Consider the following 24489-nt stretch of genomic DNA (forward strand, 5'->3'; position numbering starts at 1 on the left):
GCGGCCCCGTGTGTATCATAGGCGCAAGGGATCGCAAGGGCAGGGGGCATGGCCGACACGGTCCACAGAGCTCCGGACAGGAGCATGGCGCTGGACGAGGCGACGCTGCGCCCGGGCATCCCTTCGCCGCCCGCTGTGGCAGGCCATCCCAAGCGCCCTCAATGGCCGACGCTGGCAGGCGATCTTGCCAGTGCCCTCGAGGATCGGCGCATCTTCGTCCTCGTTCCCTTCGCCGTCCTCTTTGGGCTGATCGGATACCGCATCCTGCCTGCAGAGCCCGAAAGCTGGGCACTGGCGGCCTCGGGCGCCGCCCTATTCGCCCTCCTGCTGCTCTGCCGGTCGGAGCTGCGCCTCTTGCGCCTCCTCGCCATTGCCGGAGGCCTGTGGTTCGGGGCCGTCCTGCTCCCGCTTCATGCCCATTTCTTTGCGACGCCGCTGCTCGTTTCGCCGGTCTACGGAGCCTTCGAGGCGGTGGTCGATGAGGTCCTGAGCGAAGACGAGTCGGCCCGGCGCATCATCGTCAGCGGCCTCGTGCCAGACCTGCCGCGCAACGCGGTCGATATCCGCCGGGCAAGGCTCTTCACGCCCCCCGATCCGCCCTTGCAGCCGGGTGACCGGATCCGGGCCATGCTGCGGCTGGCGCCTGTGCCCGGGCCTGTTGTGCCGGGCGGTTTCGATGGCCAGTTCGGCGCCTACTACGCCGGTATCGGCGCTTATGGAAACGTCACGAGCGGCCTCGAGCGCGTTGCCTCCGCCGAAGGCTGGCACTTCCGCCGCATGGTGGATGGGCTTCGAAGCGATATCGCGGCCCGGATTGCCGCCATTCTCGGTCAACAGCCTGCGGCGATCGCAACGGCCATGACGGTGGGCGACCAGAGCAGCATCACGGACGAGACGCGGGAGATCATGGCCGGGTCGGGCCTCGCTCACGTCTATTCGATCTCCGGCCTCCACCTCTCCATCATCGCGGGCGGCACATTCTTTGTAATCCGCGCCGGCCTTGCGACACTCCCCGGTCTCTCCCAGCGTCTCCCCGTCAAGAAACTGGCGGCCATTGTCGGCATCCTCACCGCCTGCGGCTACCTGATGATCGCCGGTGGCTTCTCGAACACGCCCGCCTTTCGATCGACGCTTATGCTGGGCCTCGTTTTCGGCGCTATTCTCGCCGGCAGGCGGGCGCTGACCATGCGAAACGTCGCGATCGCGGCGCTCGTCATCATCGTCTTCGACCCCGCGAGCATCTTCCGGCCGAGCTTTCAGCTTTCCTTCGCGGCCGTCGTTGCCCTGATCGGAGCCTATGAGACACTCCGTCGAACGCCCGACGGCGATTGGAGCGCGGGGCGCCGGATGATCCGTGCGGTGGGCGGCACCGCGCTGACGAGCCTCATCGCCGGCCTCGCGACGCTCCTCTTTTCAGCCTACCACTTTCAGCAGACAGCACCCCTCGGCGTCCTGGGCAATGTCCTCGCGATGCCGATCGTCGGCTTCGTCATCATGCCCTTCGCGCTCGTCTCGGTCCTGCTCATGCCGCTCGGGCTCGAACACCTGCCGGTCCTGGTCATGGGCTGGGGCATCGAGGTCATGCTGCTGATCGCCCAATGGGTCACTGGCATGAGCGAGGGGCTGGAATCCCATCCTTTGCTGACGCCGGCTGCGCTCGTCATCGGCTTGCTCGGGCTCGCTTGGTTTGCCTTCTTCACCACCGCTTGGCGGGTGATCGGACCGTTGGCGATTATTCCAGGTGTCCTGCTCTTCGGGTTTGACCGGGCGCCCGACGTCCTCATCGCCGACACCACCCAGGCAGTTGCACTCCGCGGGGATAACGGCTTCAGCCTCGTCACCGGCCGGGCCGGGACATTCGCCGTCAACGTCTGGAGCGAACAATATGGAGAGCCGATCGAAGGGCGGCCGGCCGACCTCCGCTGCGACAGCCATGCCTGCCTCGCGACCGGCATTGGCGGCCTTCGGGTCTCGGTCGTTACGGATCGCAACGCTTTCGCCGAGGATTGTGCGCGCGCCGACCTCGTGATCGCGCGGCTCCCGGCCCCACTTTCCTGCCGCTCCACGGCGCAGGTGATCGATGCTGAAGACCTGCGCCGCGGCGGCGTTCATCACCTCATCTGGGACGAGGCCGAGCGCCGCTTCGAAGTCCGCCCTGCGATGGTCGATCTGGAGCGGCCCTGGCGCATCCGTGAACGGTGAGCCAGGGTCGCGCCTGCCGTCCGACTAGAGGGCGAGCCGCGGTTCGGGGGTGCCCGGGACGTCAACGCGGATCTGGAAGACGCTCCCTGCGTGGGGCTCCTCTGCAAGCTGTTCGGGCTCCATGTGCTCGCGAGCCGTGGTGATGTAGAGGGTCTTCATATCCTCTCCGCCGAAGGCGGGGCAGGTGACATGGCTCGTCGGCACCTCGATCACGCGATCGACCGATCCGTCGGGCGCGTGGCGGACGACGCACGATCCGCCCCAGCGCGCGCTCCAGAGATAGCCCTCGGCATCGACGACCGCGCCATCCGGCATACCGCGATGGCCCTTGGTCGACGCGAAATCCCGCCACTCCCCCGTGATCCGGCCGCTGGCCGGATCTACGGCGCACTGGCGGATCATTCCCGATGGAGTGTCGGCGAAATAGGCGATCGATCCATCGGGCGAGAAACAGATCGAATTGGGGATGGTGATGCGATCGAACAGCGTTTCGAGCGCGCCATCTCGGTAGAGATAGACTGCGCCTGCATGCGGCTCCTCGTCGCCGCGGCGGCTCATCGTGCCGATCCAGAACCCACCCGAGGGATGCACGCGGCTGTCATTGGTCCGGTTGCCCGGATTGTCCGCTTCGATCGGCACGATCTCGGAATAGGTGTCGGTGCTGACGGTGAACCGGAGCAACGCTCCGGCAGAGGCGATCGCCAGATGATCGTCATCGATCACCGCAGCCGCAGTCACCGGTTGCCTAAAAGTGAAGCGGTCGATGACCCGCCCACTCGCATCGGCCGAGAGAAGGGTCTGGTTCAGGATGTCGAACCAGAAGAGGCGGTTGAGCCCCGTGTGCCAGAACGGCCCTTCGCCGAGCTCGCACCGGCTGTCGACGAACAGTTCAGCTTTCTGGTTCACTTGCCCTTCTCCTCGTCATAGGCGATCACCGCCGTTGCCGCCCGGCTCAGCACGTCTTCGCGCGACATGCCGGGCTTATAGAGATAGCTGCCGAGCCCGAAGCCCTCGCAGCCGGCCGCGAAATATTCGCGGAAATTGTCTGGATTGGCGCCTCCCACCGCATAGAGCGGAATCGATGGCGGCAGCACCGCCTTCATCGCCTTGATGCCCTTTGGCCCAAGAACTTCGGCGGGGAAGAATTTGAGACCCGTCGCACCCGCCTTGATGGCCGCGAAGGCATCGGTGGGAGTGAAGACGCCCGGATAGGATTTCAGCGTCAGTCGCACCGTTTCACGAATGACCTTCTTGTCGGTATTGGGAGAAACGATGAACGTCCCCCCGGCCTCGGCGATCTCGAGGACCTCGCTCTGGCGCAGCACCGTGCCCGCGCCGATCATCGCCCGGTCGCCGAACGTCTCGGCTGCCTTGCCGATCGAGGTGATCGCGTCAGGGGAATTGAGGGGCACCTCGATCATGGTGATGCCGGCCGAGATCAGGGTTTCGCAGATCCCCGTCACTTCGAATGGCGTGATGCCGCGCAGGATGGCGATGATGTGGCGATGTTCGGCCATGACTGGCGCTCCTTCAGTGTTGGGCTGCGGCGGAAAGGCCGGCGAGAGTGGCGGTGCGCACATCGACCGGCACGCATTCGGCCCCTGTCATGCCGAGCGCGCGTGCGTAAAGGGCCGACAGCGTGCTTCCCCCGATGATCGGAATCGGCGCCGAACCGATCCAGTGCCGATGGGCCCCGATTTCGGCGCCGATGAGAAGCCCTGAGAGATACCCGGCGCACCAGTCGGCGGAACGGCCCGACAGCAGGGCCGCTGCCCGGACCTTGAAGATCATGCCGGCAAGCCGCTCGGGCGCCTCTAGCCCTGCCGCGATCCCGGCATCGACCCCTTCGTCTCGCTCGGGACCGATGCCCGCATCCTTAAGCGAATGCCTGAGGACCGTATGGCTCCCGAGTGCCTCGTAGATCTCGCCGGTCATTGCGGTGGAAAACCGAACCAGCTGATGGCCTTCGAGCACCGCCCACTTCGAATGCGTGCCGGGCAGCACGACGACGCCGGAATAGCCCGGCTGCAGGGTCGAAAGCCCCAGCAGCTGGGTTTCCTCGCCGCGCATCACGTCCTCCTGGCCGAGCCCACGCTGGCAGACGCCGGGGAGGATGCGGGGAGCAAAGCGGCTATCGGCAATCTCGGGCATCACCGCGGCGCGTCCGAGCGCCGACAGATCGGCGGGCGCATCCAGATAAGGCGCCTCGAGCCAGCCCTGGCGCGCGCCGGCCATGCCGCAGATGAGTGTCTTGAGCGTCCGGCCCTCCGGAACGGCATCGCCTAGCAATTCGCTCAGAACCGGCCCAAAGGCATCTGGGGCGAGCTTGGCCATCCCCTTGTCCGAAACGCGCTCGAACAGCGGATCGCCGGTATCGGACATGCCCCATGCCCGCAGGTTCGATGTGCCCCAGTCGACGGCAATCCAGGCGGCAAGTTCGACCACTCTCATCCTCCAGGCCATTGTGCTCCACGCAAAGCTAGACGGTTCGCGCGACGAGACCTAGAGCGAGGATCAAAAATTCAGCGTCGAGATGTCACCGAGCCATGCCCCGCACCGTCGAGACTGGAGACACTTCAGTATTTGCGCAGAAGCCCGACGAGCCGGCCTTGCACCTTGACCCTGTCGGGCGGGAAGATGCGCGTTTCATAAGCCGGGTTCGCTGCCTCAAGCGCGACGGAGTTTCCTTTACGCCGCAACCTCTTGAGCGTCGCCTCTTCATCATCCACCAGAGCCACGACGATCTCGCCCGTGCCTGCTGTATCCTGCTTCTTGATCAGGACGGTGTCGCCATCGAAGATCCCGGCTTCGACCATGGAATCGCCTCGAACCTCGAGCGCGAAATGCTCGCCGCCGCCCAGCATTTCGGGTGGCACCGCAATGGTGTGGCTGTGGGCCTGGATGGCTTCGATCGGCGTACCAGCTGCAATCCGCCCCATGACGGGCACGATGACCGGACGGCCGCTATCGACGGGGGCGGGCGCCTGAGGCGTTGCACGCTGAGGCGCGGCCGGAGCCTTGCCCAGATTGCCTTCGATCACGCTCGGCTCGAACCGGGCCTTGCGTCCACCTAGCGAGGGGTTCATCGAATCAGGGAGCTTGATCACTTCGAGCGCTCGCGCGCGGTTGGGCAGCCGCCGGATAAAGCCGCGTTCTTCCAGCGCGGTTATCAGCCGGTGGATGCCCGATTTCGAGCGGAGGTCGAGCGCGTCCTTCATCTCGTCGAAGGATGGAGGTATGCCTGCTTCCTTCATCCTCTCGTGAATGAACATCAGCAGTTCGTGTTGCTTGCGCGTCAGCATGGCGTGCCCCCCGGCCGGGAATCGGAACAAAGACTGAACGATGTATAGTCGTTCCAGTTATGTTCCGCAAGGGTGCCGGTCAACTCGAAGGTTTTGCGCAATGCAATGATCGCTCCCCCCTGCTTTACAGCCATCGCAATTCCTGCTCTGCAACGGCCATGAAAACACCTCTGAAGATCGCCGGCGTCCTCTGGGATATCGACGGCACGCTTGTCGATAGCGAACCTTTCCATCACGGGGCGCTCGTGGCCGCCTGCGCGGAACACGGCGTGGATCTTTCCGATCTTTCCGCCGAAGCCTTCATCGGCGTGCACATCGAAGACGTGTTCCACGCACTGCGCGATCGACTGCCGGCGGAACTCGCCTATGAGGTGTGGAACGGCCGGATTGGCGCCCATTACGCCAATGGCATCGAAAGCCTGCTGGCGCAGCCCGGAGCGGTCGAGACCATTGCGGCGCTTACGCAAAAGGGGATCCTACAGGCCTGCGTTTCGAATTCGGGTCGCGCCATCGTCGATGCAAACGTGAAGGCGCTCGGGATCGCCGAACACCTGCGCTTCACCATCAGCCTCGATGACCTCAAGAACGGCAAGCCTCACCCGGAGGCCTATACGACGGGATCCGAAAGGCTCGGGCTCGCACCGCGTCACGTGCTTGCGGTTGAGGACAGCGCGACGGGCCTCCGATCCGCCCGAGCGGCAGGATGCTACGCCGTTGCCTACTGGCCGTTCCCGGAGCGCCCGGTACCGGACAACATGCGGCGGAATGCCGACCGGGTCGTGCGGCACCTCGGCGATATCCCGGACGTGATCGAGAGACTGGCGGCCCCGACGGCCTGACCTACCAGGCGTCGAGAGGGATCACCTCGATCAGACTGCCAGCACTCCGTCCAGGATCGTTCTCCGGCTGAACGATCAGGAGATCGGCCTTGGCGAGAGAAGAGGTATGGGCGCTGTCGGTCTGCGCGATAGGCTCCACAGCCGAGCCGGTGGGCGTGGAAACCAGCGTCCCGCGCATGAAATGCCGGCGGGCGCTGTTGGCAGCCAGATCGGAGGCAAGTGGCAGGTGAAGCCGCGGGCCGAGGACGTCGCTGGCGCCGAGCAATTGCCGCAGCGCGGGCTTCAGCAGCACCGTCGCCGTCACCATTGACGAGACGGGATTGCCCGGAAGCCCGAAGACCAGCGTCTTGCCGCGCGTGCCGAACATCAACGGCTTGCCCGGGCGCATGGCGATACGCCAGAAATCAAGCGAGACCCCGAGGTCGATCAGCACCTCGCGCATGAAGTCGCGCTCGCCGACGCTGGCGCCCCCGGTCGTCACGACGACGTCCACCCCGGCGTCAAAAGCCTTGAGAAGCCGGGCCTCGATCTCCTGGGGCTTGTCCGGCGCAATGCCGAGATCCGTCACGCGCGAGGCGTAGGGCGCGAACATCGCGCCGAGCCCGAAGCTGTTTGAGGCGACGATCTGGTCGGGGCCGAGCGAAGTTCCGGGGGCGACGAGTTCGTCGCCGGTCGCGAGCATCGCGATCCGTGGGCCGCGTGTGACCGTGACGCGGGGTTGATTGGCCGCCGCCGCCATCGCAAGACCGAAAGGTGTGAGGCGCGTGCCCGGCGCGAGCAGTGCCTGCCCGCGGTGAAAGTCATTGCCTGCGGGGCGGATATTGAGCCCCTCGCTCGGGGTCTCCGCGAAGGCGATGGCATTGCCGTTCGCATCGGCCTCTTCCTGCATGATCACTGCGTCCGCGCCGATCGGCAGCGGCGCTCCTGTGAACACGCGAACGCATTGTCCGGGACCCATGAGGCCCACGAAGCGCTGCCCGGCCTGTGCCGTACCGACCAGCTTCAACGCCCGGCCCGGCACGACGTCACTGGCACGCACCGCGTAGCCATCCATGGCGCTCGCATCGAAAGGCGGCTGGTTGTGGCGCGCGAGCAGTGGCTCGGCGAGGATGCGTCCGGCCGCGTCCTCAAGGGCCACGGTTTCCCGAACAGGCGCGGGAACGCGGGCGAGAATGCGCGACAGGGCTTCGTCGACGGGCAGCAGGGTCATTCTGTCCGCCGATAATCGCCGGACGCGCCGCCGGATTTTTCGAGCAGGACGATGTCTGTGATCCGCATCCCGCGGTCCATCGCCTTGGCCATGTCATAGAGTGTCAGAGCGGCGGTGCTCGCGGCTGTCAGCGCCTCCATCTCGACGCCCGTTGGCCCGGTGGTTTCAGCCGTAGCGGTGATCGCGAGCGCAGCGCAGCCATCTTCGGGGACGATGTCTAGCGTGACCTTGCTCAGGGCAAGCGGGTGGCAAAGCGGAATGAGGTCTGCGGTTTTCTTCGCGGCCATGATGCCGGCGATGCGGGCTACGGCGAGCGCATCGCCCTTTTTGAGCGTGTCGCCGACGATGGCCGCGATCGTCGCTGGTGATGCCTCGATCCGGGCGCCGGCCACGGCGCGACGACGGGTTGCCGGTTTGTCGCCGACGTCGACCATGCGCGCATGACCCTTGGCATCGAGATGGGTGAGCGTCTGCCCGCTGGCCATCAGGCGACGACCTTCGCGCCTTCGAGCAGTTCGCGCGTCGCGCGCGTCACGTCCGACTGGCGCATCAGGCTTTCTCCAACAAGGAAGCTTCCGATGCCCGCGCGCTTGTCGAGCATCTTGATGTGCTCGTGGCTGGCGATGCCGCTTTCGGAGATGAGGAAGGTGCCCGCGGGAACGCCGACGGCAAGGTTCACCGAGGTCTCGAGCGTCGTCTCGAATGTCCGCAGATTACGGTTGTTGATCCCGATGAAGCGGGCGTCGAGCGCAACGGCCCGGTCGAGCTCGATCTGGTTATGCACCTCCACGAGCGCGTCCATGCCCCATTCGGTAGCCGCGTCGATCAGATAGCGCGCGGTATCGTCGCCAACGGCGGCGAGGATTATGAGGATGCAGTCCGCGCCCCAGGCGCGGGCCTCAGCAACCTGATAGGTCTCGAAGAGGAAATCCTTGCGCAGCACGGGCAGGCTGGTGGCCTCGCGCGCTTCAGTCAGGTAGCTCGATGCACCCTGGAATGAGGGGTTGTCGGTCAACACCGAAAGACAGGCCGCGCCGCCGGATTCGTACGCGCGCGCGATGTTGGCCGGATCGAAGTCGGGGCGGATCAACCCCTTGGACGGGCTTGCCTTCTTGACCTCGGCGATCAGCGCGTAACGCCCTTCGGCGCGACGGCTCTTCAGCGCTTCGAGAAATCCGCGGACGGGCGGCGCGTCATGGGCCTGGGCGACGACCTCGTTCCAGGGACGCAAGGCCTTCGCTGCAGCGATCTCTTCGCGCTTGTAGGCTTCGATTCGGGTGAGGATGTCGGACATGGATCTTCCGTCTAGCTGTTGGACACGGCGACGAGACGATCGAGCCGCTCGGCGGCGCGGCCGGAATCGATCTGGTCTGCTGCAAGCCGGACGCCGCCGGCAAGGTCGTCTGCCTTTCCGGCGACAATGAGTGCGGCCGCCGAATTGAGCAGGACAATGTCCCGGTAGGCGGACGCCTGACCCGCCAGAAGCTCTCGCATGCGCTCCGCATTATACGCCGGCTCACCGCCGATTAGGTCTTCGATGCGCGCGCGCGGCAGGCCCGCCTGCTCGGGCGTGATCTCGAAACTCGTGAGATTTCCGTCCCTTATGGAGGCGACGAAGGTGGAGCCGGTGGTGGTGATCTCGTCGAGACCGTCACTGCCATGCACCACCCAGGCGGAGATCGTGCGATTGGCCAGAAGGGCCGCGGCGACGGGCTCGACCCACTCGCGGGCGAAGACGCCGAGCATGTAGTGGCGGGCGCCGGCGGGGTTGGACTGGGGACCGAGGAGGTTGAACATGGTGCGGGTGCCCAGTTCAACCCGGGTCGGCCCGACATGCTTCATCGCCGGATGGTGCGAGGGCGCGAACATGAAGCCGATGCCGGCTTCGGCGATGCAGTTGGCGATCTGCTCGGGGGCGAGATCGAGCTTGATCCCGAGGGCCTGCAGGATCTCGGCGGAGCCCGATTTCGACGATAGTGCCCGGTTGCCGTGCTTGGCGACGGGGACGCCCGCGGCGGCCACGACGAAGGCGGAAGCCGTTGAAATGTTTAGCGTTCCAAGCCCGTCACCGCCCGTGCCGACAATGTCGATGACGCCTGCCGGAGCGGTCACGGGCACCATCTTGTCGCGCATGATCGAGACGGCCGCGGCGATCTCCCCGACCGTCTCGCCCTTGACGCGCATGCCCATCAGAAAGGCGCCGATCTGGCTCGGCGTGGCGCCGCCGGACATGATCAGATCCATCACGCCGCGCATTTCCTCGCCGGTCAGATCCTGGCGCGAGGCGATCTTTGCGAGGGCGGTCTTGATGTCCATCAGGCCGCCTTTCCGACGTTAAAAGTGTGCGCAATTTGCAGGAAATTACGCAAAATAGCATGGCCGTTCTCGGAGGCGATGCTTTCAGGGTGGAATTGCACGCCATGAACCGGCTGCGTCCGGTGCTGCATGCCCATGATCAACCCGTCGGTCGTCGCCGTCACCTCGAGAACGTCGGGCAGGGTCTCCTGCCTGACGATGAGGGAATGATAGCGGGTCGCTTCGAAATCATCGTTGAGCCCGTGAAATATCCCCTGGCCGGTGTGATGGATGCGACTGGTCTTGCCATGCATGAGGTGCGGGGCGCGAATGACGTCGCCGCCCATCGCCTGACCGATCGCCTGATGGCCGAGGCACACCCCGAGCATCGGGATCTCCGCGCCGAACCGGCCGATCACGTCGAGGCAGATGCCGGCCTCGTTCGGGGTGCAGGGGCCGGGGGAGAGCACGATCGCTTCAGGGGCGAGGGCAGCGATGTCCTCGAGGGTGATCTTGTCGTTGCGATGAACGATCGGCTCGGCCCCGAGCTCCCCGAGGAAATGCACGAGGTTGTAGGTGAAGCTGTCGTAATTATCGATGACGAGCGTCTTCATTGGCCAATCCTGCCTTCGCCGGCATAGCGTAGCGCTTCTTCGGCGGCGCTGAACAGGGCGCGAGCCTTGTTCTCGCATTCGAGCTGCTCGAGCGCGGGCTGGCTGTCGGCGACGATGCCGGCGCCCGCCTGCACGTAGAGCTTGCCATCGGCCAGGATGGCGGTGCGCAGCACGATGCAGGTATCCATGGTGCCATCTGCGCCGAAATAGCCGACGCAGCCGCCATAGATGCCGCGACGGGACTTCTCGAGTTCGTCGATGATCTCCATGGCCCGAACCTTGGGCGCGCCAGAGACGGTGCCGGCCGGGAAGCCTGCGCTCAGCGCATCGACGAAATCATGGCGCGGATCGAGCCGGCCCACGACGTTCGAGACGATGTGCATGACGTGCGAATAGTATTCGAGGAAGAACTTGTCCGTCACCCGGACCGATCCGATCTCGGCGACGCGCCCGACATCATTGCGGCCGAGATCGAGCAGCATCAGGTGCTCGGCAAGCTCCTTGGGGTCGCTCATCAGCTCTTCGGCGAGCTCGCGGTCCCGCGTCGGGGTCTCGCCGCGCCGGCGTGTGCCGGCGATGGGGCGAATGGTGACTTCACCCTCATGGACGCGCACGAGGATTTCCGGGCTCGATCCGGCGACCGAAAAATCCCCGAAATCGAGGAAGTACATGTAGGGCGAGGGATTGGTGCGCCGCAGCGCGCGATAGAGCGCCGTCGGGGGGAGTGTGAACTCGGCCTCGAAACGCTGGCTCAACACCACCTGGAAGATGTCGCCCGCCGCGATGTACGCCTTGGCGCGATCGACCATTGCCGCATAATCGGCCGGGCTCGTGTTGGAGCGCACCGACAGACCCGAGAGATCCGCGTCCGCGGCGCTGTAGGGCAGGGTGCGGCCGAGCCGGGCAACGGCATCGTCGATCCTCAGGAGCGCGCTTTCATAAGCCTGGCGGGCGCCGATCCCGTCCCGGACATAGACCGGGGCGGTGAGATAGAGCTCGTCCTTGAGCGTGTCGAAAATGGCGAGCAGGGTAGGGCGGATCAGGATCGCTTCGGGAAAGCCGAGACCTTCATCCTGCGTGTCGGGCAGGGTCTCCATGTACCTGACCATCTCGTAGCCGAGATAGCCGTAAACGCCCGCCGATTGCGGCGGCAAGCCGTCGGGCATGTCGATGCGGGATTCGGCGACGAGAGCGCGGAGCGCGTCGAGCGGGGCTGCGTCCAGCGCTTCATAGCTGTCGTCCCGCCATGCGGCGTGTCGATTGATGGAGGCCACGCCCCCCTCGACCTTCAGGATCACGTCGGGCTCGAGCCCGATGATCGAATAGCGCCCGCGCACCGATCCGCCCTGCACCGATTCGAGCAGGAAGGTGTTGCGACGGCCCTCGGCCAGCTTCAGATAGGTGCCGATCGGGGTTTCGAGGTCGGCCACGATGCGCCGGAAGACGATCTGCGAGCGCCCCGCCGCATAACCTGCGGCGAAGTCTTCGAAGGGATCGTGCTCAGGACCTTTTACCGACATGTCCACCGCATTCATGCTCAGAGCGCCTCGTCAGCCGCGAGAAGCTGGTTGAGGGCCGACTGGTTGATCCTGAGGCCTGCTTCGTCCCGAAGACCGGCGACAAAATCGAGATAAAGGCTGTCGCGCAGCGCCTCGGTCACGAACTCGCGGGTTTCCGGGGCCGGCTCGGACTGGGCCGGCGTGATCTCGACGACGCGGAAGACGACATAGTCGCCGGCGCCGTTGACGGCCGAGCCGACATGGCCGACGCCCCCGCCGAAAGCGGCTTCGGCGACGGCGCCGTCAAGCACCTGCGTGCCATCACCGGCGCGGCTCAGCGGCTGGGAGAGGGTTGGGAACTGGTTGACCTGCATCCCGACCTCGAAGAAGTCCTCTCCGGCCTCGAGATCGGCGACGAGGGTCTGCACCTGCTCCTGAAGCGCGAGATCGGTTTCGCGCGCAGTCCAGGCGGCAACCACCTGGTCGCGCACCTCGTCGAGAGCGAGATCGCGCGCAGGCTCGACGGAATCGAGCTCGAAGAAGACGTTGTTGTTCGCGCCGAGTGAAATCGTCGGGGCGAGAGGGGCATCCTCTGCGGTCGAGAAGATCTGCGTCGCGATCCGCTGGCGGCTCTCGGCATCGAGATCGCTGAGGACGGAGAGTTCGCCGCCCGCAGCGGTTACCCCGACTTCGTGAAGGGTGAGCCCGAAGCGCTCGGCGATCGTTTCGATGGGCTGGAAGGAGGCGCGCAGCTCCTCGATCTGGTCGAGCGTCTCGATGTAGCCGGCGCGCGCATTCGCAAGCGCGACGCTTTCGGCGACCCGGTCGCGGACTTCGGCGAGCGGGGTTTCCCCGCCACCCTCGATGGCCGAGACGTGCACGGCACGGCGGCCGCCAATGCCGGGGATGATCGCGAACGCGCCCTCTTCGAGGCCGAAGGCGGCGTTGCCGAGATTGTTGTCGGTCACCTGGGTGCGGGCGAGGGTGCCGAGCTGGCTGGGCGTGACGCCCGCTTCGGCGACGAGATCCTCAAAGCTCTCGCCCGCCTCGAGGCCCGCCTCGAAGCGCGAGACGAGTTCGGGAGTGGAGAGCACCACCTGCTGGAGGGTGCGGCGTTCGGGCCGGACGTAGTTCTGACGGGTGCGCTCGTATTCCGCCTCGATCTCGGCGTCGGACACCTCCATGTTCTCGGCCAGGGTCTGGGGCGAGAAGGAGATGATCTTGACGTTGCGGGTCTCCGGGGCGCGGAAGCTGGCCTGGTTCTCCTCGAGATAGGCCTGCAGGGCCTCCTCGGTCGGTTCCTCGACCGGCATGGTGTTGGCCTGGTTGAGGACGATGTAGTCGATGCTGCGTCTGTCGCCCGTGTAGCGGTTCACCAGCTCCTGCGCCGTGGTCGAGACAGGCGTACCCCCGAAGAGGCCGAGCGACAGCTGCTGGCGGCGCGCCGCATTGCGCTGGAGCTGGAAATATTCAGCTTCGGTGAAGCCATTGGCCTGCAGGACGCGCACGAAATTGGCGCGATCGAAGCCGCCGAGCGTGCCGCCGAAGGAGGGATCCTGCCGCACGAGCTGGGCGAGCCTGTCCTCGGAGACGCCAAGCCCGAAATCGGCGCCGAGCCGGTTGATCGCAGCGTCCGCCGCAAGCCGGTTCAGCACGACGGTCGGAATGCCCATCGCGACCGCATCCTGCGGGGTGGGGACCATGCCGGTCTGCTGGGAGAAGGCGTTGATCTGCGCCTGGTAGCCACGCTGGAACTCGCGCGCGCTGATGTCTTCCTCTCCCACGCGGGCCACTGTATTGGACCCCAGGTCGAAGATCACATTGGATATCCCGAACAGGGCAAAGCTCATGACGAGGATGCCGAGGAAGATCTTGGCGGGCCAGGTCCGGCCGAAGGCGCGCAGGCTGTCGAGCATGTCGTCTGGTTCCAGGCGTATGAAGGGCTGGCCGAATGGCCGGCCGGCCGATACTAGCATTGTGCACAAGCGGGGAAACCGGAATTCCCCGGCCGGTGCGCGATGGGGTTCGACTTTTTCTATGCGTCGGGCGTTTCGGCTTGAAACCCACCGGCGCGCTGGACAGGCTCCGGAACCTGCCCCATGGCGGGGGTTATGGCAAAGTCCGGTTCAAAGCAAGTAGGAGACCGAAGAGGTGAGTGCACGCATGACGCCGCTGATCGTTGGAAACTGGAAGATGAACGGGCTGGGCGCATCGCTCGGTGAATTCGCCGATCTCGCGAGCCTGCTGACGACCGGGGAGCCGCCGCGCTGCATCGTGGCGATCTGCCCGCCGGCAACGCTTCTGTCCCAGATGGCCGACCAGGGCGCCCTGAGCGGAATTTTGACGGGCGGACAGGATTGCCACGTGGCGCAGAACGGGGCGCACACCGGGGACATTTCGGCCGCCATGCTGGCCGATGCGGGCGCGCAGTTCGTGATCGTCGGGCACTCCGAGCGCCGCGCCGACCATGGCGAGACGGACGATCTGGTGCGCCGCAAGGCAGTGGCGGCGCTCGCGGCTGGGCTGACCCCGATCATCTGCGTGGGGGAAACCGAGGCCGAACGCGATGCGGGGCAAGCCGAGGCCGTGGTCGGCGCCCAGCTGGCAGCCTCGGTGCCCGACGAGGCGGCCTCACACGAGGTGGTCATCGCCTATGAGCCGGTCTGGGCCATCGGCACCGGTCGCACGCCGACGAACGAGGAGATCGGCCAGATGCACGGCGCCCTGCGCGCGAGGCTCGTCGAGCGCTTCGGGGACCGCGGGGCGGCGATCCGGCTCCTCTACGGGGGCTCGATGAAACCGATCAACGCGCGCGAGATCCTGATGATCGACAATGTCGATGGCGGGCTCGTCGGTGGAGCCAGCCTCTTGGCGAAAGACTTCTATGCCATTATCTGCTCGGTTTAGGCTGGCAATCGCGGGTTCGTGGTTGTAGAAGGCCCGCAAATCCAAAACTGGAAGACCGAGTTGAGATGGCCAACGTCCTGATTGTTGCGTATTTGCTGATCGTCCTGGCGCTGATTGCAGTGATCCTGCTGCAGCGTTCGGAAGGCGGCGGGCTCGGCATGGGCGGCAATGCCGGTGGCATGATGACGGCCCGCGGGTCTGCCAACCTGATGACGCGGACGACGGCAGTGCTTGCGACGCTGTTCTTCGCGACCGCGATCGGGCTCACCATTCTTGCCGAACTCGACCGCAGCACGCAGTCGATCCTCGATCGCGCGGCGGACGGGGTCGGCGCGGGTGCCGTTGCGCCCACGACCGTGCTCGATGCGCTCAACCAGCTCCAGGGCGACACGCCGGCAACGCCTGCTGCGCCTGCTGCCCCTGCCGCACCGGCATCCGATCCCGGCCTCGCCGTGCCGACGACGCCATCGGCGCCCGTCGATGCGGCACCGGCAGCTCCGGTCGATGCGGCTCCGGCAACGGCGCCCGCCGCACCTGCGGCGCCTGCGAACAGCATCGCACCCGCCGCGCCCGCCAACTGAGGCGGCGGCACACGAGATACCGGGGAGGGGATGGCGACATCCCCTTCTTCTTTTGTGGGGAGCGTTTCGAGGACGCTTCCGAATCAGAGTTACGAACCCATAAGGTCAAGTTCCATGGCTCGGTACGTTTTCATCACCGGAGGCGTGGTGTCCTCATTGGGCAAGGGGCTGGCTTCGGCCGCGCTCGGCGCCGTGCTGCAGGCGCGCGGATACAAGGTCCGCCTGCGCAAGCTCGACCCCTATCTCAATGTCGATCCCGGCACCATGTCGCCAACCCAGCATGGCGAGGTCTTCGTCACCGATGACGGGGCCGAGACCGATCTCGACCTCGGCCACTACGAACGCTTCACCGGCCGCGCGGCCAATCGGCGCGACAACATCACCACCGGGCGGCTCTATTCGGACATTCTCGCCAAGGAGCGGCGCGGCGATTATCTCGGCGCGACTGTGCAGGTCATTCCCCACGTCACCGACGCGATCAAGGAATTCGTGGTCGAGGGCAATGAAGAGTTCGACTTCGTGCTGGTCGAGATCGGCGGCACGGTGGGCGACATCGAGGGGCTGCCCTTCTTCGAGGCGATCCGCCAGCTCGGCAACGACCTGCCGCGCGGGCATGCGTGCTATCTGCACCTGACGCTGATGCCCTACATTCCGAGCGCGGGCGAACTGAAGACCAAGCCGACCCAGCACTCGGTCAAGGAGCTGCGCTCCATCGGCATCGCGCCCGACGTGCTGCTCGTGCGCTGCGACCGGCCGATCCCGGAAGGCGAGAAGAAGAAGCTCTCGCTCTTTTGCAACGTGCGCGAGAGCGCCGTGATCCAGGGGCTCGACGTCGCCTCGATCTACGACGTGCCGCTCGCCTATCACGAAGAAGGGCTCGATCGCGAGATCCTCGCCGCGTTCGGCATCACCGATGCGCCCGAGCCGAAGCTCGATGCGTGGCGCGAGGTTTCGGCGCGGCTCCACAACCCCGAAGGCGAGGTCAACATCGCCATCGTGGGCAAGTATACCGGCCTCAAGGACGCCTACAAATCGCTCTCGGAAGCCCTGACCCATGGCGGGATCGCCAACCGGGTGAAGGTCAACATCAACTGGATCGACAGCGAGATTTTCGAGCGCGACGACCCGGCGCCCTATCTCGAGCACATCGACGGCATCCTCGTGCCCGGCGGGTTCGGGGAGCGCGGCTCGGACGGCAAGATCCAGGCGGCCCGCTTCGCGCGGCTGCGCAGCGTGCCCTATTTCGGCATCTGCTTCGGCATGCAGATGGCGTGCATCGAGGCGGCGCGGAACACAGCTGGCATCAAGAGCGCCAGCTCCACCGAATTCGGCCCGACCCGTGAGCCGATCGTCGGGCTGATGACCGAATGGGTGAAGGACAACCAGACCCAGACGCGCCGCACGGACACCGATCTGGGCGGCACGATGCGGCTCGGCGCCTATCCCGCCCAGCTGCGGCGGGGCAGCCGGGTGGCCGACATTTACGGGACGACCCACATCTCCGAGCGCCACAGGCACCGCTATGAGGTGAACATGGAGTACCGCAAGGTGCTCGAAAAGAACGGGCTCTTCTTCTCGGGCGTGTCGCCCGACGGCAAGCTGCCCGAGATCGTCGAACGCACCGACCATCCCTGGTTCATCGGCGTGCAGTTCCACCCCGAGCTGAAGTCCAAGCCCTTCGAGCCGCACCCGCTTTTTGCCTCGTTCATCGCGGCGGCGGTCGAGCAGAGCCGACTGGTCTAGGGGCGCCTTCGATGGCCGAGATCGTCAACCTGCGGATGGCGAGGAAGCGCAAGGCGCGGGCCGATAAGGACGAGGCGGCCGCCCAGAACCGGGTACTGTTCGGGCGCAGCAAGGCCGAGCGGGAAAAGACCGAAGCCGAGGCGAAGCTTGCCGGGCGCAGGCTCGATGGCCACCGGCGCGAGGACGGGGAGGGGGCCTAGAGGCCCCCTTCGCCATTCAGCGGGCCATGGTCAGACGGCCTTGCCCATTTCACCGGCGAGCTGGCGCACGAGCTGGATTGCAACGCGGCCGGAGCGGGCGCCACGGGTGGCGGACCACTCGATGGCGCGGGCCCGCAGGGTCTCGTCGTCGATCTCCATTCCGTAAGCGTCGCAATAGCCACGCACCATGGCGAGATAGGTCGGCTGGTCACAATTGTGGAAGCCGAGCCAGAGCCCGAAGCGATCCGAAAGGGAGACCTTTTCCTCCACGGCTTCGCCCGGGTTGATCGCGGTGGCGCGTTCGTTCTCGATCATGTCGCGCGGCATGAGGTGGCGCCGGTTGGACGTCGCGTAAAGGAGCACGTTGTCCGGTCGGCCCTCGAGCCCGCCATCGAGAATCGTTTTCAGCGCCTTGTAGCTCGTCTCGTCGCGGTCGAAGCTCAGATCGTCGCAAAAGATGATGAAGCGGGCCTCGTCCTGCCCGATGCGGCGCATCAGCACCGGAAGCGATTCGATATCCTCGCGCGCAATCTCGATGAGGATGAGCCGTTTGAGCCCGGGCTCGTCGAGGGCACCGATATGGGCGTGCACGGCCTTGACCAGCGAGCTCTTGCCCATGCCCCGCGCGCCCCAGAGGAGCGCATTGTTGGCGCCGTGGCCGCGGGCGAACTGCAGCGTGTTGTCGAGCAGGATGCTGCTCACATCGCTGATGCCCTTGAGGAGATCGAGCGGCACGCGCGACACTTTTTTCACCGGCAGAAGCCGGCCTTCGGCCGCTTCCCAGTGATAGGCGTCGGCCTCGCCGAGGTCCGGTTCGGACGCGGGCCGGGCAGGCAGGGCGTGTTGCAGGGACAGGGCGATGCGGTCGAGCGAATCCGCGATCCGCGCGAGCTGGTCTTCGGTGTTCACTTGTCGGAAAATCCTCCGGGATTCGGCGGGTGACGGCGCCCTGATTGGCTTTGCAATCGCCAAGGCGCACTTGTATAGTCCGCGCGATTTCGTGCCGGGTGGGTATGCCCATTGCCGGATTGGCCGCCAATATGGAATTACCGGCGGCCTTTTGACAAGCGACAGCCAACCTGGACGCCAAGGAGTTCTCAATGTTCGTTACCCCTGCCTATGCACAAGCCGCCGGTGGTGGCGGAGCAGCGGAAATCTTCACCTCGCTGATCCCCATCCTGCTGCTTATCCTCATCTTCTGGCTGCTGATCTTCCGCCCGCAGCAGAAGCGCCTCAAGGCCCAGCAGGCCATGCTGTCGGCCATCCGGCGCGGGGATACGGTGGTCACCAGCGGTGGCATCGTGGGCAAGGTCATCAAGGCCGTGGATGGCGAGGATCTCGAAGTCGAGATCGCCCAGGGCACGCGCGTCAAGATCGTCCGGCACATGGTTGCGGACGTGCGCAGCAAGGCCGAACCGGTCAACGACAACAAGCCGGCCTGACCGGCAGACCAAGGCCCGATCCCGCAAGCGTGAAGCCGGGGTCGGGTTTTCGACATAATGGGGGCGGGTTTTGCGCGCATGCGGCCCGCCTCGACCTCCTCGTTCCGGAAGCGCTGGCAATTTGTGCCGCGCCTCACCATCTGGGGTCGATCTGGATACGGGGAGCCCATGCGCGCCCCTATTCGTCATTTGACAGGCACACCGGGCCGGCCCCGAGGGGCGACCGCGGCTTTCAGGACTGACACGACATGCAATTTTCGCGGCTGCGCACGGCAATCATCTTCATCGTTGCCCTGTTGGGACTGGCTTTCCTACTGCCCAACTTCCTGAATGAAGACACGCGCGCATCGCTTCCCGACTGGATGCCCAATCAGGAGATCACGCTCGGTCTCGACCTGCAGGGCGGATCGCACCTGCTGCTGCAGGTCAATCGCGACCAGATCGTGGCCCAGCGGCTGACCGACCTTCGGCGTGACGCCCGGAACGTTCTGGCCAACCAGAACGGCATCGGCAACATCATCACCAACGACCCGTCGGGCAACGGCATCCTTGTCGAACTGACCGACCCTGCCCAGCGCGACGCGGCCAATGCGGCGCTCCAGACGCTGCAGAATCAGATCGCCAGCGCGCTCTTTGCCGGCGCCGGCACCAACGAACTCGCCTTCAGCGAGGCCGCCGACGGACGTCTGCGCGTCGCCCTCACGCCAGACGGCATCGAGGAGCGCATGTCCGCCCTCGTCGCGCAGTCGATCGAGGTGATCCGCCGCCGTATCGACGAAGTCGGCACGACTGAGCCGGCGATCCAGCGCCAGGGCACCGATCGCGTGCTCGTCCAGGTGCCGGGCTTCGGCGATTCCGAGCGCCTCAAGGACCTGATCTCGCAGACGGCGCGCCTGACCTTCCACATGGTTCATCCCTCGATGACCGCCGCACAGGCGCAGGCCCAGGGGCTGCCGCCGGGGACGATGATCCTGCCCTCGATGGACGGCCCGGACGAGCTCATTTTCGAGGAAGTCTCGCTCGGCGGCGAATCGCTGACCGACGCGCAGCCGAGCTACGACCAGCAGTCGAGCCGACCCGTGGTGACCTTCCGCTTCGATACGCGCGGCGCCATCGTCTTCGGCGAAATCACCTCGCGCAATGTCGGCCGTCGCTTTGCCATCGTGCTCGACAACCAGGTGATCACCGCGCCCGTCATCCAGCAGGCGATCACCGGCGGCACGGGTCAGATTTCGGGCAGCTTCACGACCGAGACTGCCAATGACCTTGCCGTCCTGCTGCGTGCCGGTGCGCTGCCGGCCAGCCTCGACGTGATCGAGGAGCGCTCCATCGGCCCGAGCCTGGGTGCAGACAGCGTGAGCGCCGGCGTTCTGGCTGGAATCGTTGGCGGTCTAGCCGTGCTCGGGTTCATGCTGCTCGCCTATGGCAAGTTCGGGCTCTTTGCCAACATTGCCGTGGTTCTCAACGTCGTGCTGATCCTCGGCGCCCTCTCCATGCTCGGCGCGACACTCACGCTTCCGGGCATCGCCGGCATCGTGCTGACCATCGGCATGGCGGTCGATTCCAACGTGCTCATCTACGAGCGCATACGCGAGGAGTACGCGGCGGGCAGATCGATCGTCTCCTCGATCGAGGCGGGCTTCGAGCGCGCCATGACCACCATTCTCGATTCCAACCTGACGACCCTGATCGCGGCGGTTGTCCTGTTCTTCCTCGGCTCCGGCCCCGTGCAGGGCTTTGCCGTCACCCTCGCCATCGGCATCCTGACGACGCTGTTCACGGCCTATCTCGTGACGCTCTTCATCGTCGGGCGGTGGTATCGCTGGTTCCGTCCCAAAACCCTCAAGGTGCAGTTCGTCCGCTTCATCCCCGACGGCACGAAGATCCCCTTCATGGCCTGGCGCCGCTATGCCATCGCGCTTTCGGTGGCGGCCTCGATTCTCTCGCTGGGCTGGTTCGCCATCAACGGGCTGAACCTCGGTGTCGATTTCCGCGGCGGTTCCTCGATCGAGATCCAGTCCGTCGAAGGCCCGGCCGACCTCGCCGCAATCCGCTCGACGCTCGGGGAACTCGATCTCGGCTCCTACCAGGTGCAGGGCTTCGGCTCGCCGGAGGACGTGCTGATCAACGTCGAGACCCAGCCGGGCGGCGACACGGCCCAGCAGGCGGCAGTTTCCCAGATTTTGGGTGCGTTGGGCGACAGCTACGAAGTGCGGCGCACCGAAGTGGTTGGCCCCACCGTCTCGGCCGAGCTGGCCATCACCGGCGTCATCGGCGTGGCCGTCGCGCTCTTCGGTATCCTCGTCTATCTCTGGTTCCGCTTCGAGTGGCAGTTCGCCGTGGGTGCGGTGATCTCGACGCTGCACGACATCATCATGACGATCGGCCTGTTCGCCATAGCGGGGCTCGAATTCAATCAGACGAGTATCGCGGCGATCCTGACCATCGTGGGTTATTCGCTCAACGACACCGTGGTGATCTACGACCGTATCCGCGAGTACATGCGAAAATATCGAAAGATGTCGCTGAGCGAGCTGATCGACGTTTCGATCAACTCGACCCTGCCGCGGACGATCCTGACCGGCCTCACCACATTCTTCGCGCTCCTTGCGCTCGTGGTGTTCGGCGGCGAGGTGATCCGCAGCTTCACCATCGCCATGACCTTCGGCGTGGTGATCGGTACCTATTCCTCGATCTTCATCGCCGCGCCCATCCTCATCTATCTCGGACTGCGCGCGCGGCCCGAGGAGATCGAGGAGGAGGCCAAGGAGAAGCGTCCCGACGGCGCCATGGTCTAGCGTGAGCGATCTCGGCCACTATCCCTACCAGGCCGGCATCGACGCCTATGGCAATGGCGGGTTCCGGTTCGCGGACATGTCGCACCGGGGCTCGCTGCTCTGCCTGCCGAGCGGCATGCATGGCTGGGCCCCGACCAGCGCCGCCGAGGTAACGCTCGAAACGCTGGCGCCCGCGCTCGCGGTCGCCGACGAGATCGACGTGCTGCTGATCGGGCTCGGCGCGGACATTGCGGCGCTGCCGCGCGAAATCCGCGAGGCGTTTCGCGCCCGCCAGGTGATCATCGAGGCGATCGCCACCGGCGGGGCGGTGCGGACCTACAACGTCCTCTTGGGTGAGGGTCGGGCGGTCGGCGCTGCGCTCGTTGCGGTGGAGCGGGCCCGGTGACAGCGCCTGCCGAGCGCGACGGAATCGTCGCCGATTTCCTTCGCGAACACGACAGGGACCGGTATCTCGCAAGCCTCGTGCTGCCGCAGGCCCGGCGTGCGCCGATCCAGGCGCTCTATGCCTTTGCCGCCGAAATCGCGGCGGTGCGCGAGCGGGTCAGCGAACCGGCGCCGGGAGAAATCCGCCTCCAATGGTGGACCGATGCGCTTTCGGGGGAGGGCCATGGCTCGGTCCGGGCCAATCCGGTTGCGGACGCGCTGCTCTCGGCCATCGGCGAGTACGGGCTGCCGACGGTGCCGCTCCTCCGGCTGATCGCGGCCCGGCGCTTCGACCTCTATGACGATCCGATGCCGGATCTGCCGACGTTCGAAGGGTATGCCGGCGAGACCGTTTCGGTGCTTTTCCAGTATGCCGCGATGATCCTCAATGACGGCCAGCCGGTGGAGCCGGGCGATGCGGCGGGGCATCTGGGCGTCGCGAACGCACTCGTGGGGCATTTGCGGGCTTTCGGGCACATGTCGAGCCGGGGGCGCATCATGCTGCCGCTCGCCATGCTGACCGCTAACGGGGTCAGCGAGCACGAGATCTTTTCAGGGACGCCGAGCGAGGGGCTGGCCGAGGCCCATGGCCAGTTCGTGGGACTGGCGCGGCTCCATCTCGACAAGGCGGAGACCGCGATCCGGGCATTGCCGACGCCGCTTCGGCCCGCCTTCGCGCAGATCGCGGTATTACGGCGCCAGCTGGCGCTGGTCGAGCGACAGGCGGGTTCGCCCTTCGCGGCGCCGGCCGATCTCGCCGACTGGCGCAAGATTGCGGTCTTGGCCGGCTGGCGGCTCCGGCGCGGCTGATTACTGGAAGGCGGTTTCGGCAAAACTTCTCAGCTTGCGCGAATGGAGCCGCTCGGCAGGTTCGGAGCGCAGGATTTCCATGGCGCGCAGGCCGATCAGCAGGTGCTGGTTGACCTGTGTCCGGTAGAAATCGGAGGCCATGCCGGGCAGCTTGAGCTCGCCGTGGAGCGGCTTGTCCGAAACGCAGAGCAGCGTGCCGTAGGGGACACGGAAGCGGAAGCCGTTGGCGGCGATGGTCGCGCTCTCCATGTCGAGCGCCACTGCGCGCGACTGGCTGAGACGCTGGGTGATCTCGCGCTGGTCGCGCAATTCCCAGTTGCGGTTGTCGAAGGTGGCGACGGTGCCGGTGCGCATGATGCGCTTGGTCTCGAGGCCTTCGAGCTTGGTGATTTCGCCAACGGCACGCTCGAGCGCGATCTGGATCTCGGCGAGCGCCGGGATCGGCACCGAGAGCGGCAGGTCCGCATCGAGTACGTGATCTTCGCGCACATAGGCATGCGCCAGGACGTAATCGCCCAGCTCCTGGGAATTGCGCAGGCCAGCGCAATGGCCGAGCATCAGCCAGGCATGGGGGCGAAGCACCGCGATATGGTCGGTGATCGTCTTGGCGTTCGAGGGACCGACGCCGATATTGACCATGGTGATGCCGCGCCCGCGCCCTGCGGTCAGGTGGTAGGCGGGCATCTGGGGCATGCGGGCCGCGAGCGTGCCGGTGACGCCCTGGCCCGTGCGCGCATTGTGGGTGATGCGGCCACCGGGCTCGACGAAGCTGTCGTAATGGGCGTGGCCGGACTGCATGTGATCGTGCGCCAGCCGGCAGAACTCGTCGATGTAGAACTGGTAGTTGGTGAAGATCACGAAGTTCTGGAAATGCTGCGGCTCGGTGCCGGTGTAGTGGCTGAGCCTGAAGAGCGAATAATCGACGCGCGGAGCGGTGAAGGCCGAAAGCGGGTAGGGGCCGCCTGCTGGCGGAATGAAGGTACCGTTGGCGATCTCGTCATCGGCATCGACGAGATCGGGGGCGTCGAAGATGTCGCGGAGCGGAATGTCGAGACGATTGAGAGCCTCGCCATCGAGCCGCTCGCTGACCCCCAGCGCGAAATGGAGCGGAATGCGGGTATCCGATTCCCCCACTTCGATGACCCCGCCATGATTGCGCAGGATGACCGTGAACTGCTCGATCAGATAGGTCTTGAAGAGCAGAGGCGCGGTGACGGTGGTGCGGTAGATGCCGGGGGTGTGGAGGTAGCCATAGGGCAGGGTGGAATCGGTCTTGCCGTAGCTCGTCGAGGTGAGCTGCACCACCGGATAGAAGGCCCGCACGCGCCCCTGCGGAATGACGCCCTGCGCAAGCGCCATCAGATGCTCGCGGATAAAACGGGTATTTCGCGCGTAGATCTCGGCCACGTATTCCCACGCCGCTTCCGGGTCGGAGAAGGTCTTGTTGGGGAGGTGCGGGGGGCTGATGATCGTCATGTTCGCTCTCGCAGGGGACCGGATGGCGCAAGGCGCGGAACCCGCGCTTCACGCTTCAGTGATGGGGGCTTTTACCGCCCCATTGCCACGCCATCTATGGTGGAGTTCGCTGGATACTGCAAACGACCCATGCACCGGTGAACGCATG

At 65.7% G+C, this 24489-nt stretch carries 23 protein-coding genes; 10 read left to right on the plus strand and 13 right to left on the minus strand.

What is annotated here, in order from left to right:
- Positions 1-48 precede the first annotated feature (48 nt).
- Positions 49-2202: a ComEC/Rec2 family competence protein gene (locus EMQ25_RS06240; protein ID WP_127187698.1), complete on the plus strand. Its 2154-nt coding sequence runs from the start codon at positions 49-51 to the stop codon at positions 2200-2202.
- 24 nt (positions 2203-2226) lie between these two features.
- On the opposite strand, the gene EMQ25_RS06245 is transcribed toward EMQ25_RS06240, so the two are convergent.
- The 4 genes from EMQ25_RS06245 to lexA all read right to left on the minus strand — a co-directional run bounded on the left by EMQ25_RS06245 (position 2227) and on the right by lexA (position 5504).
- A complete protein-coding gene (locus tag EMQ25_RS06245; protein WP_127187699.1) occupies positions 2227-3108 on the minus strand; it encodes an SMP-30/gluconolactonase/LRE family protein in 882 nt (293 codons plus the stop codon).
- Entirely contained in the window at positions 3105-3719 is a 615-nt protein-coding gene (locus EMQ25_RS06250; protein WP_127187700.1) for a 2-dehydro-3-deoxy-6-phosphogalactonate aldolase, read from the minus strand. Before EMQ25_RS06250 ends, EMQ25_RS06245 begins: the two co-directional genes overlap by 4 nt.
- A gap of 13 nt (positions 3720-3732) precedes the next feature.
- A complete protein-coding gene (locus EMQ25_RS06255; RefSeq protein ID WP_158625982.1) occupies positions 3733-4647 on the minus strand; it encodes a 2-dehydro-3-deoxygalactonokinase in 915 nt (304 codons plus the stop codon).
- A 131-nt stretch (positions 4648-4778) separates the two neighbouring features.
- A complete protein-coding gene (gene lexA, locus EMQ25_RS06260; protein WP_127187702.1) occupies positions 4779-5504 on the minus strand; it encodes a transcriptional repressor LexA in 726 nt (241 codons plus the stop codon).
- 158 nt (positions 5505-5662) lie between these two features.
- On the opposite strand from lexA, the gene EMQ25_RS06265 reads away from it, so the two are divergent.
- A complete protein-coding gene (locus EMQ25_RS06265) occupies positions 5663-6343 on the plus strand; it encodes an HAD family hydrolase (RefSeq protein WP_158625983.1) in 681 nt (226 codons plus the stop codon).
- Between the two features lies 1 nt (position 6344).
- Here EMQ25_RS06265 and EMQ25_RS06270 read toward each other — a convergent pair whose 3' ends face one another.
- Genes EMQ25_RS06270 through EMQ25_RS06300 form a run of 7 tightly spaced genes read right to left on the minus strand, consistent with a single transcriptional unit; the run spans position 6345 to position 13877 of the window.
- Complete coding sequence (locus EMQ25_RS06270) at positions 6345-7553, minus strand: molybdopterin molybdotransferase MoeA (RefSeq protein ID WP_127187704.1); 1209 nt, start codon at positions 7551-7553, stop codon at positions 6345-6347.
- Positions 7550-8038, minus strand: a complete 489-nt coding sequence (gene moaC, locus EMQ25_RS06275) for a cyclic pyranopterin monophosphate synthase MoaC (protein WP_127187705.1) — start codon at positions 8036-8038, stop codon at positions 7550-7552. The genes EMQ25_RS06270 and moaC overlap by 4 nt, the downstream gene beginning before the upstream one ends.
- Positions 8038-8847 (minus strand): indole-3-glycerol phosphate synthase TrpC, encoded by an 810-nt coding sequence (trpC, locus tag EMQ25_RS06280; protein ID WP_127187706.1) that lies wholly within the window; start codon positions 8845-8847, stop codon positions 8038-8040. Before trpC ends, moaC begins: the two co-directional genes overlap by 1 nt.
- Positions 8848-8858: 11 nt before the next feature.
- A complete protein-coding gene (gene trpD, locus EMQ25_RS06285; protein WP_127187707.1) occupies positions 8859-9872 on the minus strand; it encodes an anthranilate phosphoribosyltransferase in 1014 nt (337 codons plus the stop codon).
- Positions 9869-10462 carry an anthranilate synthase component II gene (locus tag EMQ25_RS06290; protein WP_127187708.1) on the minus strand — a complete coding sequence of 198 codons (594 nt, stop codon included), beginning with the start codon at positions 10460-10462 and terminating at the stop codon, positions 9869-9871. The genes trpD and EMQ25_RS06290 overlap by 4 nt, the downstream gene beginning before the upstream one ends.
- Positions 10459-11997, minus strand: a complete 1539-nt coding sequence (gene trpE, locus EMQ25_RS06295; RefSeq protein ID WP_425290227.1) for an anthranilate synthase component I — start codon at positions 11995-11997, stop codon at positions 10459-10461. The genes EMQ25_RS06290 and trpE overlap by 4 nt, the downstream gene beginning before the upstream one ends.
- A 2-nt stretch (positions 11998-11999) precedes the next feature.
- Complete coding sequence (locus EMQ25_RS06300; protein ID WP_158625984.1) at positions 12000-13877, minus strand: peptidylprolyl isomerase; 1878 nt, start codon at positions 13875-13877, stop codon at positions 12000-12002.
- A gap of 235 nt (positions 13878-14112) precedes the next feature.
- On the opposite strand from EMQ25_RS06300, the gene tpiA reads away from it, so the two are divergent.
- The 4 genes from tpiA to EMQ25_RS06320 all read left to right on the plus strand — a co-directional run bounded on the left by tpiA (position 14113) and on the right by EMQ25_RS06320 (position 17392).
- Positions 14113-14868, plus strand: a complete 756-nt coding sequence (gene tpiA, locus EMQ25_RS06305; RefSeq protein WP_204569905.1) for a triose-phosphate isomerase — start codon at positions 14113-14115, stop codon at positions 14866-14868.
- A 65-nt stretch (positions 14869-14933) separates the two neighbouring features.
- The gene (gene secG, locus EMQ25_RS06310; protein WP_127187710.1) at positions 14934-15449 is read left to right on the plus strand and encodes a preprotein translocase subunit SecG; all 516 of its coding nucleotides are present in this window, start codon (positions 14934-14936) and stop codon (positions 15447-15449) included.
- Between the two features lie 114 nt (positions 15450-15563).
- The gene (locus EMQ25_RS06315; protein WP_127187711.1) at positions 15564-17192 is read left to right on the plus strand and encodes a CTP synthase; all 1629 of its coding nucleotides are present in this window, start codon (positions 15564-15566) and stop codon (positions 17190-17192) included.
- Positions 17193-17203: 11 nt separating this feature from the next.
- Complete coding sequence (locus EMQ25_RS06320) at positions 17204-17392, plus strand: DUF4169 family protein (protein WP_127187712.1); 189 nt, start codon at positions 17204-17206, stop codon at positions 17390-17392.
- Between the two features lie 30 nt (positions 17393-17422).
- On the opposite strand, the gene EMQ25_RS06325 is transcribed toward EMQ25_RS06320, so the two are convergent.
- Positions 17423-18301 carry an ATP-binding protein gene (locus EMQ25_RS06325; protein WP_204569908.1) on the minus strand — a complete coding sequence of 293 codons (879 nt, stop codon included), beginning with the start codon at positions 18299-18301 and terminating at the stop codon, positions 17423-17425.
- A gap of 191 nt (positions 18302-18492) precedes the next feature.
- On the opposite strand from EMQ25_RS06325, the gene yajC reads away from it, so the two are divergent.
- From yajC to EMQ25_RS06345, 4 genes are all read left to right on the plus strand, one after another.
- Entirely contained in the window at positions 18493-18834 is a 342-nt protein-coding gene (gene yajC / locus EMQ25_RS06330) for a preprotein translocase subunit YajC (protein WP_127187713.1), read from the plus strand.
- Between the two features lie 248 nt (positions 18835-19082).
- A complete protein-coding gene (secD, locus tag EMQ25_RS06335; protein WP_127187714.1) occupies positions 19083-21632 on the plus strand; it encodes a protein translocase subunit SecD in 2550 nt (849 codons plus the stop codon).
- Between the two features lies 1 nt (position 21633).
- Positions 21634-22017 carry an Mth938-like domain-containing protein gene (locus EMQ25_RS06340; RefSeq protein ID WP_244606502.1) on the plus strand — a complete coding sequence of 128 codons (384 nt, stop codon included), beginning with the start codon at positions 21634-21636 and terminating at the stop codon, positions 22015-22017.
- A complete protein-coding gene (locus EMQ25_RS06345; protein ID WP_127187715.1) occupies positions 22014-22865 on the plus strand; it encodes a phytoene/squalene synthase family protein in 852 nt (283 codons plus the stop codon). Before EMQ25_RS06340 ends, EMQ25_RS06345 begins: the two co-directional genes overlap by 4 nt.
- Here the strand turns inward: EMQ25_RS06345 and EMQ25_RS06350 are convergent, their stop codons facing one another.
- Complete coding sequence (locus tag EMQ25_RS06350) at positions 22866-24341, minus strand: AMP nucleosidase (RefSeq protein WP_127187716.1); 1476 nt, start codon at positions 24339-24341, stop codon at positions 22866-22868.
- Between the last annotated feature and the right edge of the window lie 148 nt (positions 24342-24489).

It is taken from the genome of Arsenicitalea aurantiaca, assembly GCF_003994485.1.
Taxonomy (GTDB): Bacteria; Pseudomonadota; Alphaproteobacteria; order Rhizobiales; family Devosiaceae; genus Arsenicitalea; species Arsenicitalea aurantiaca.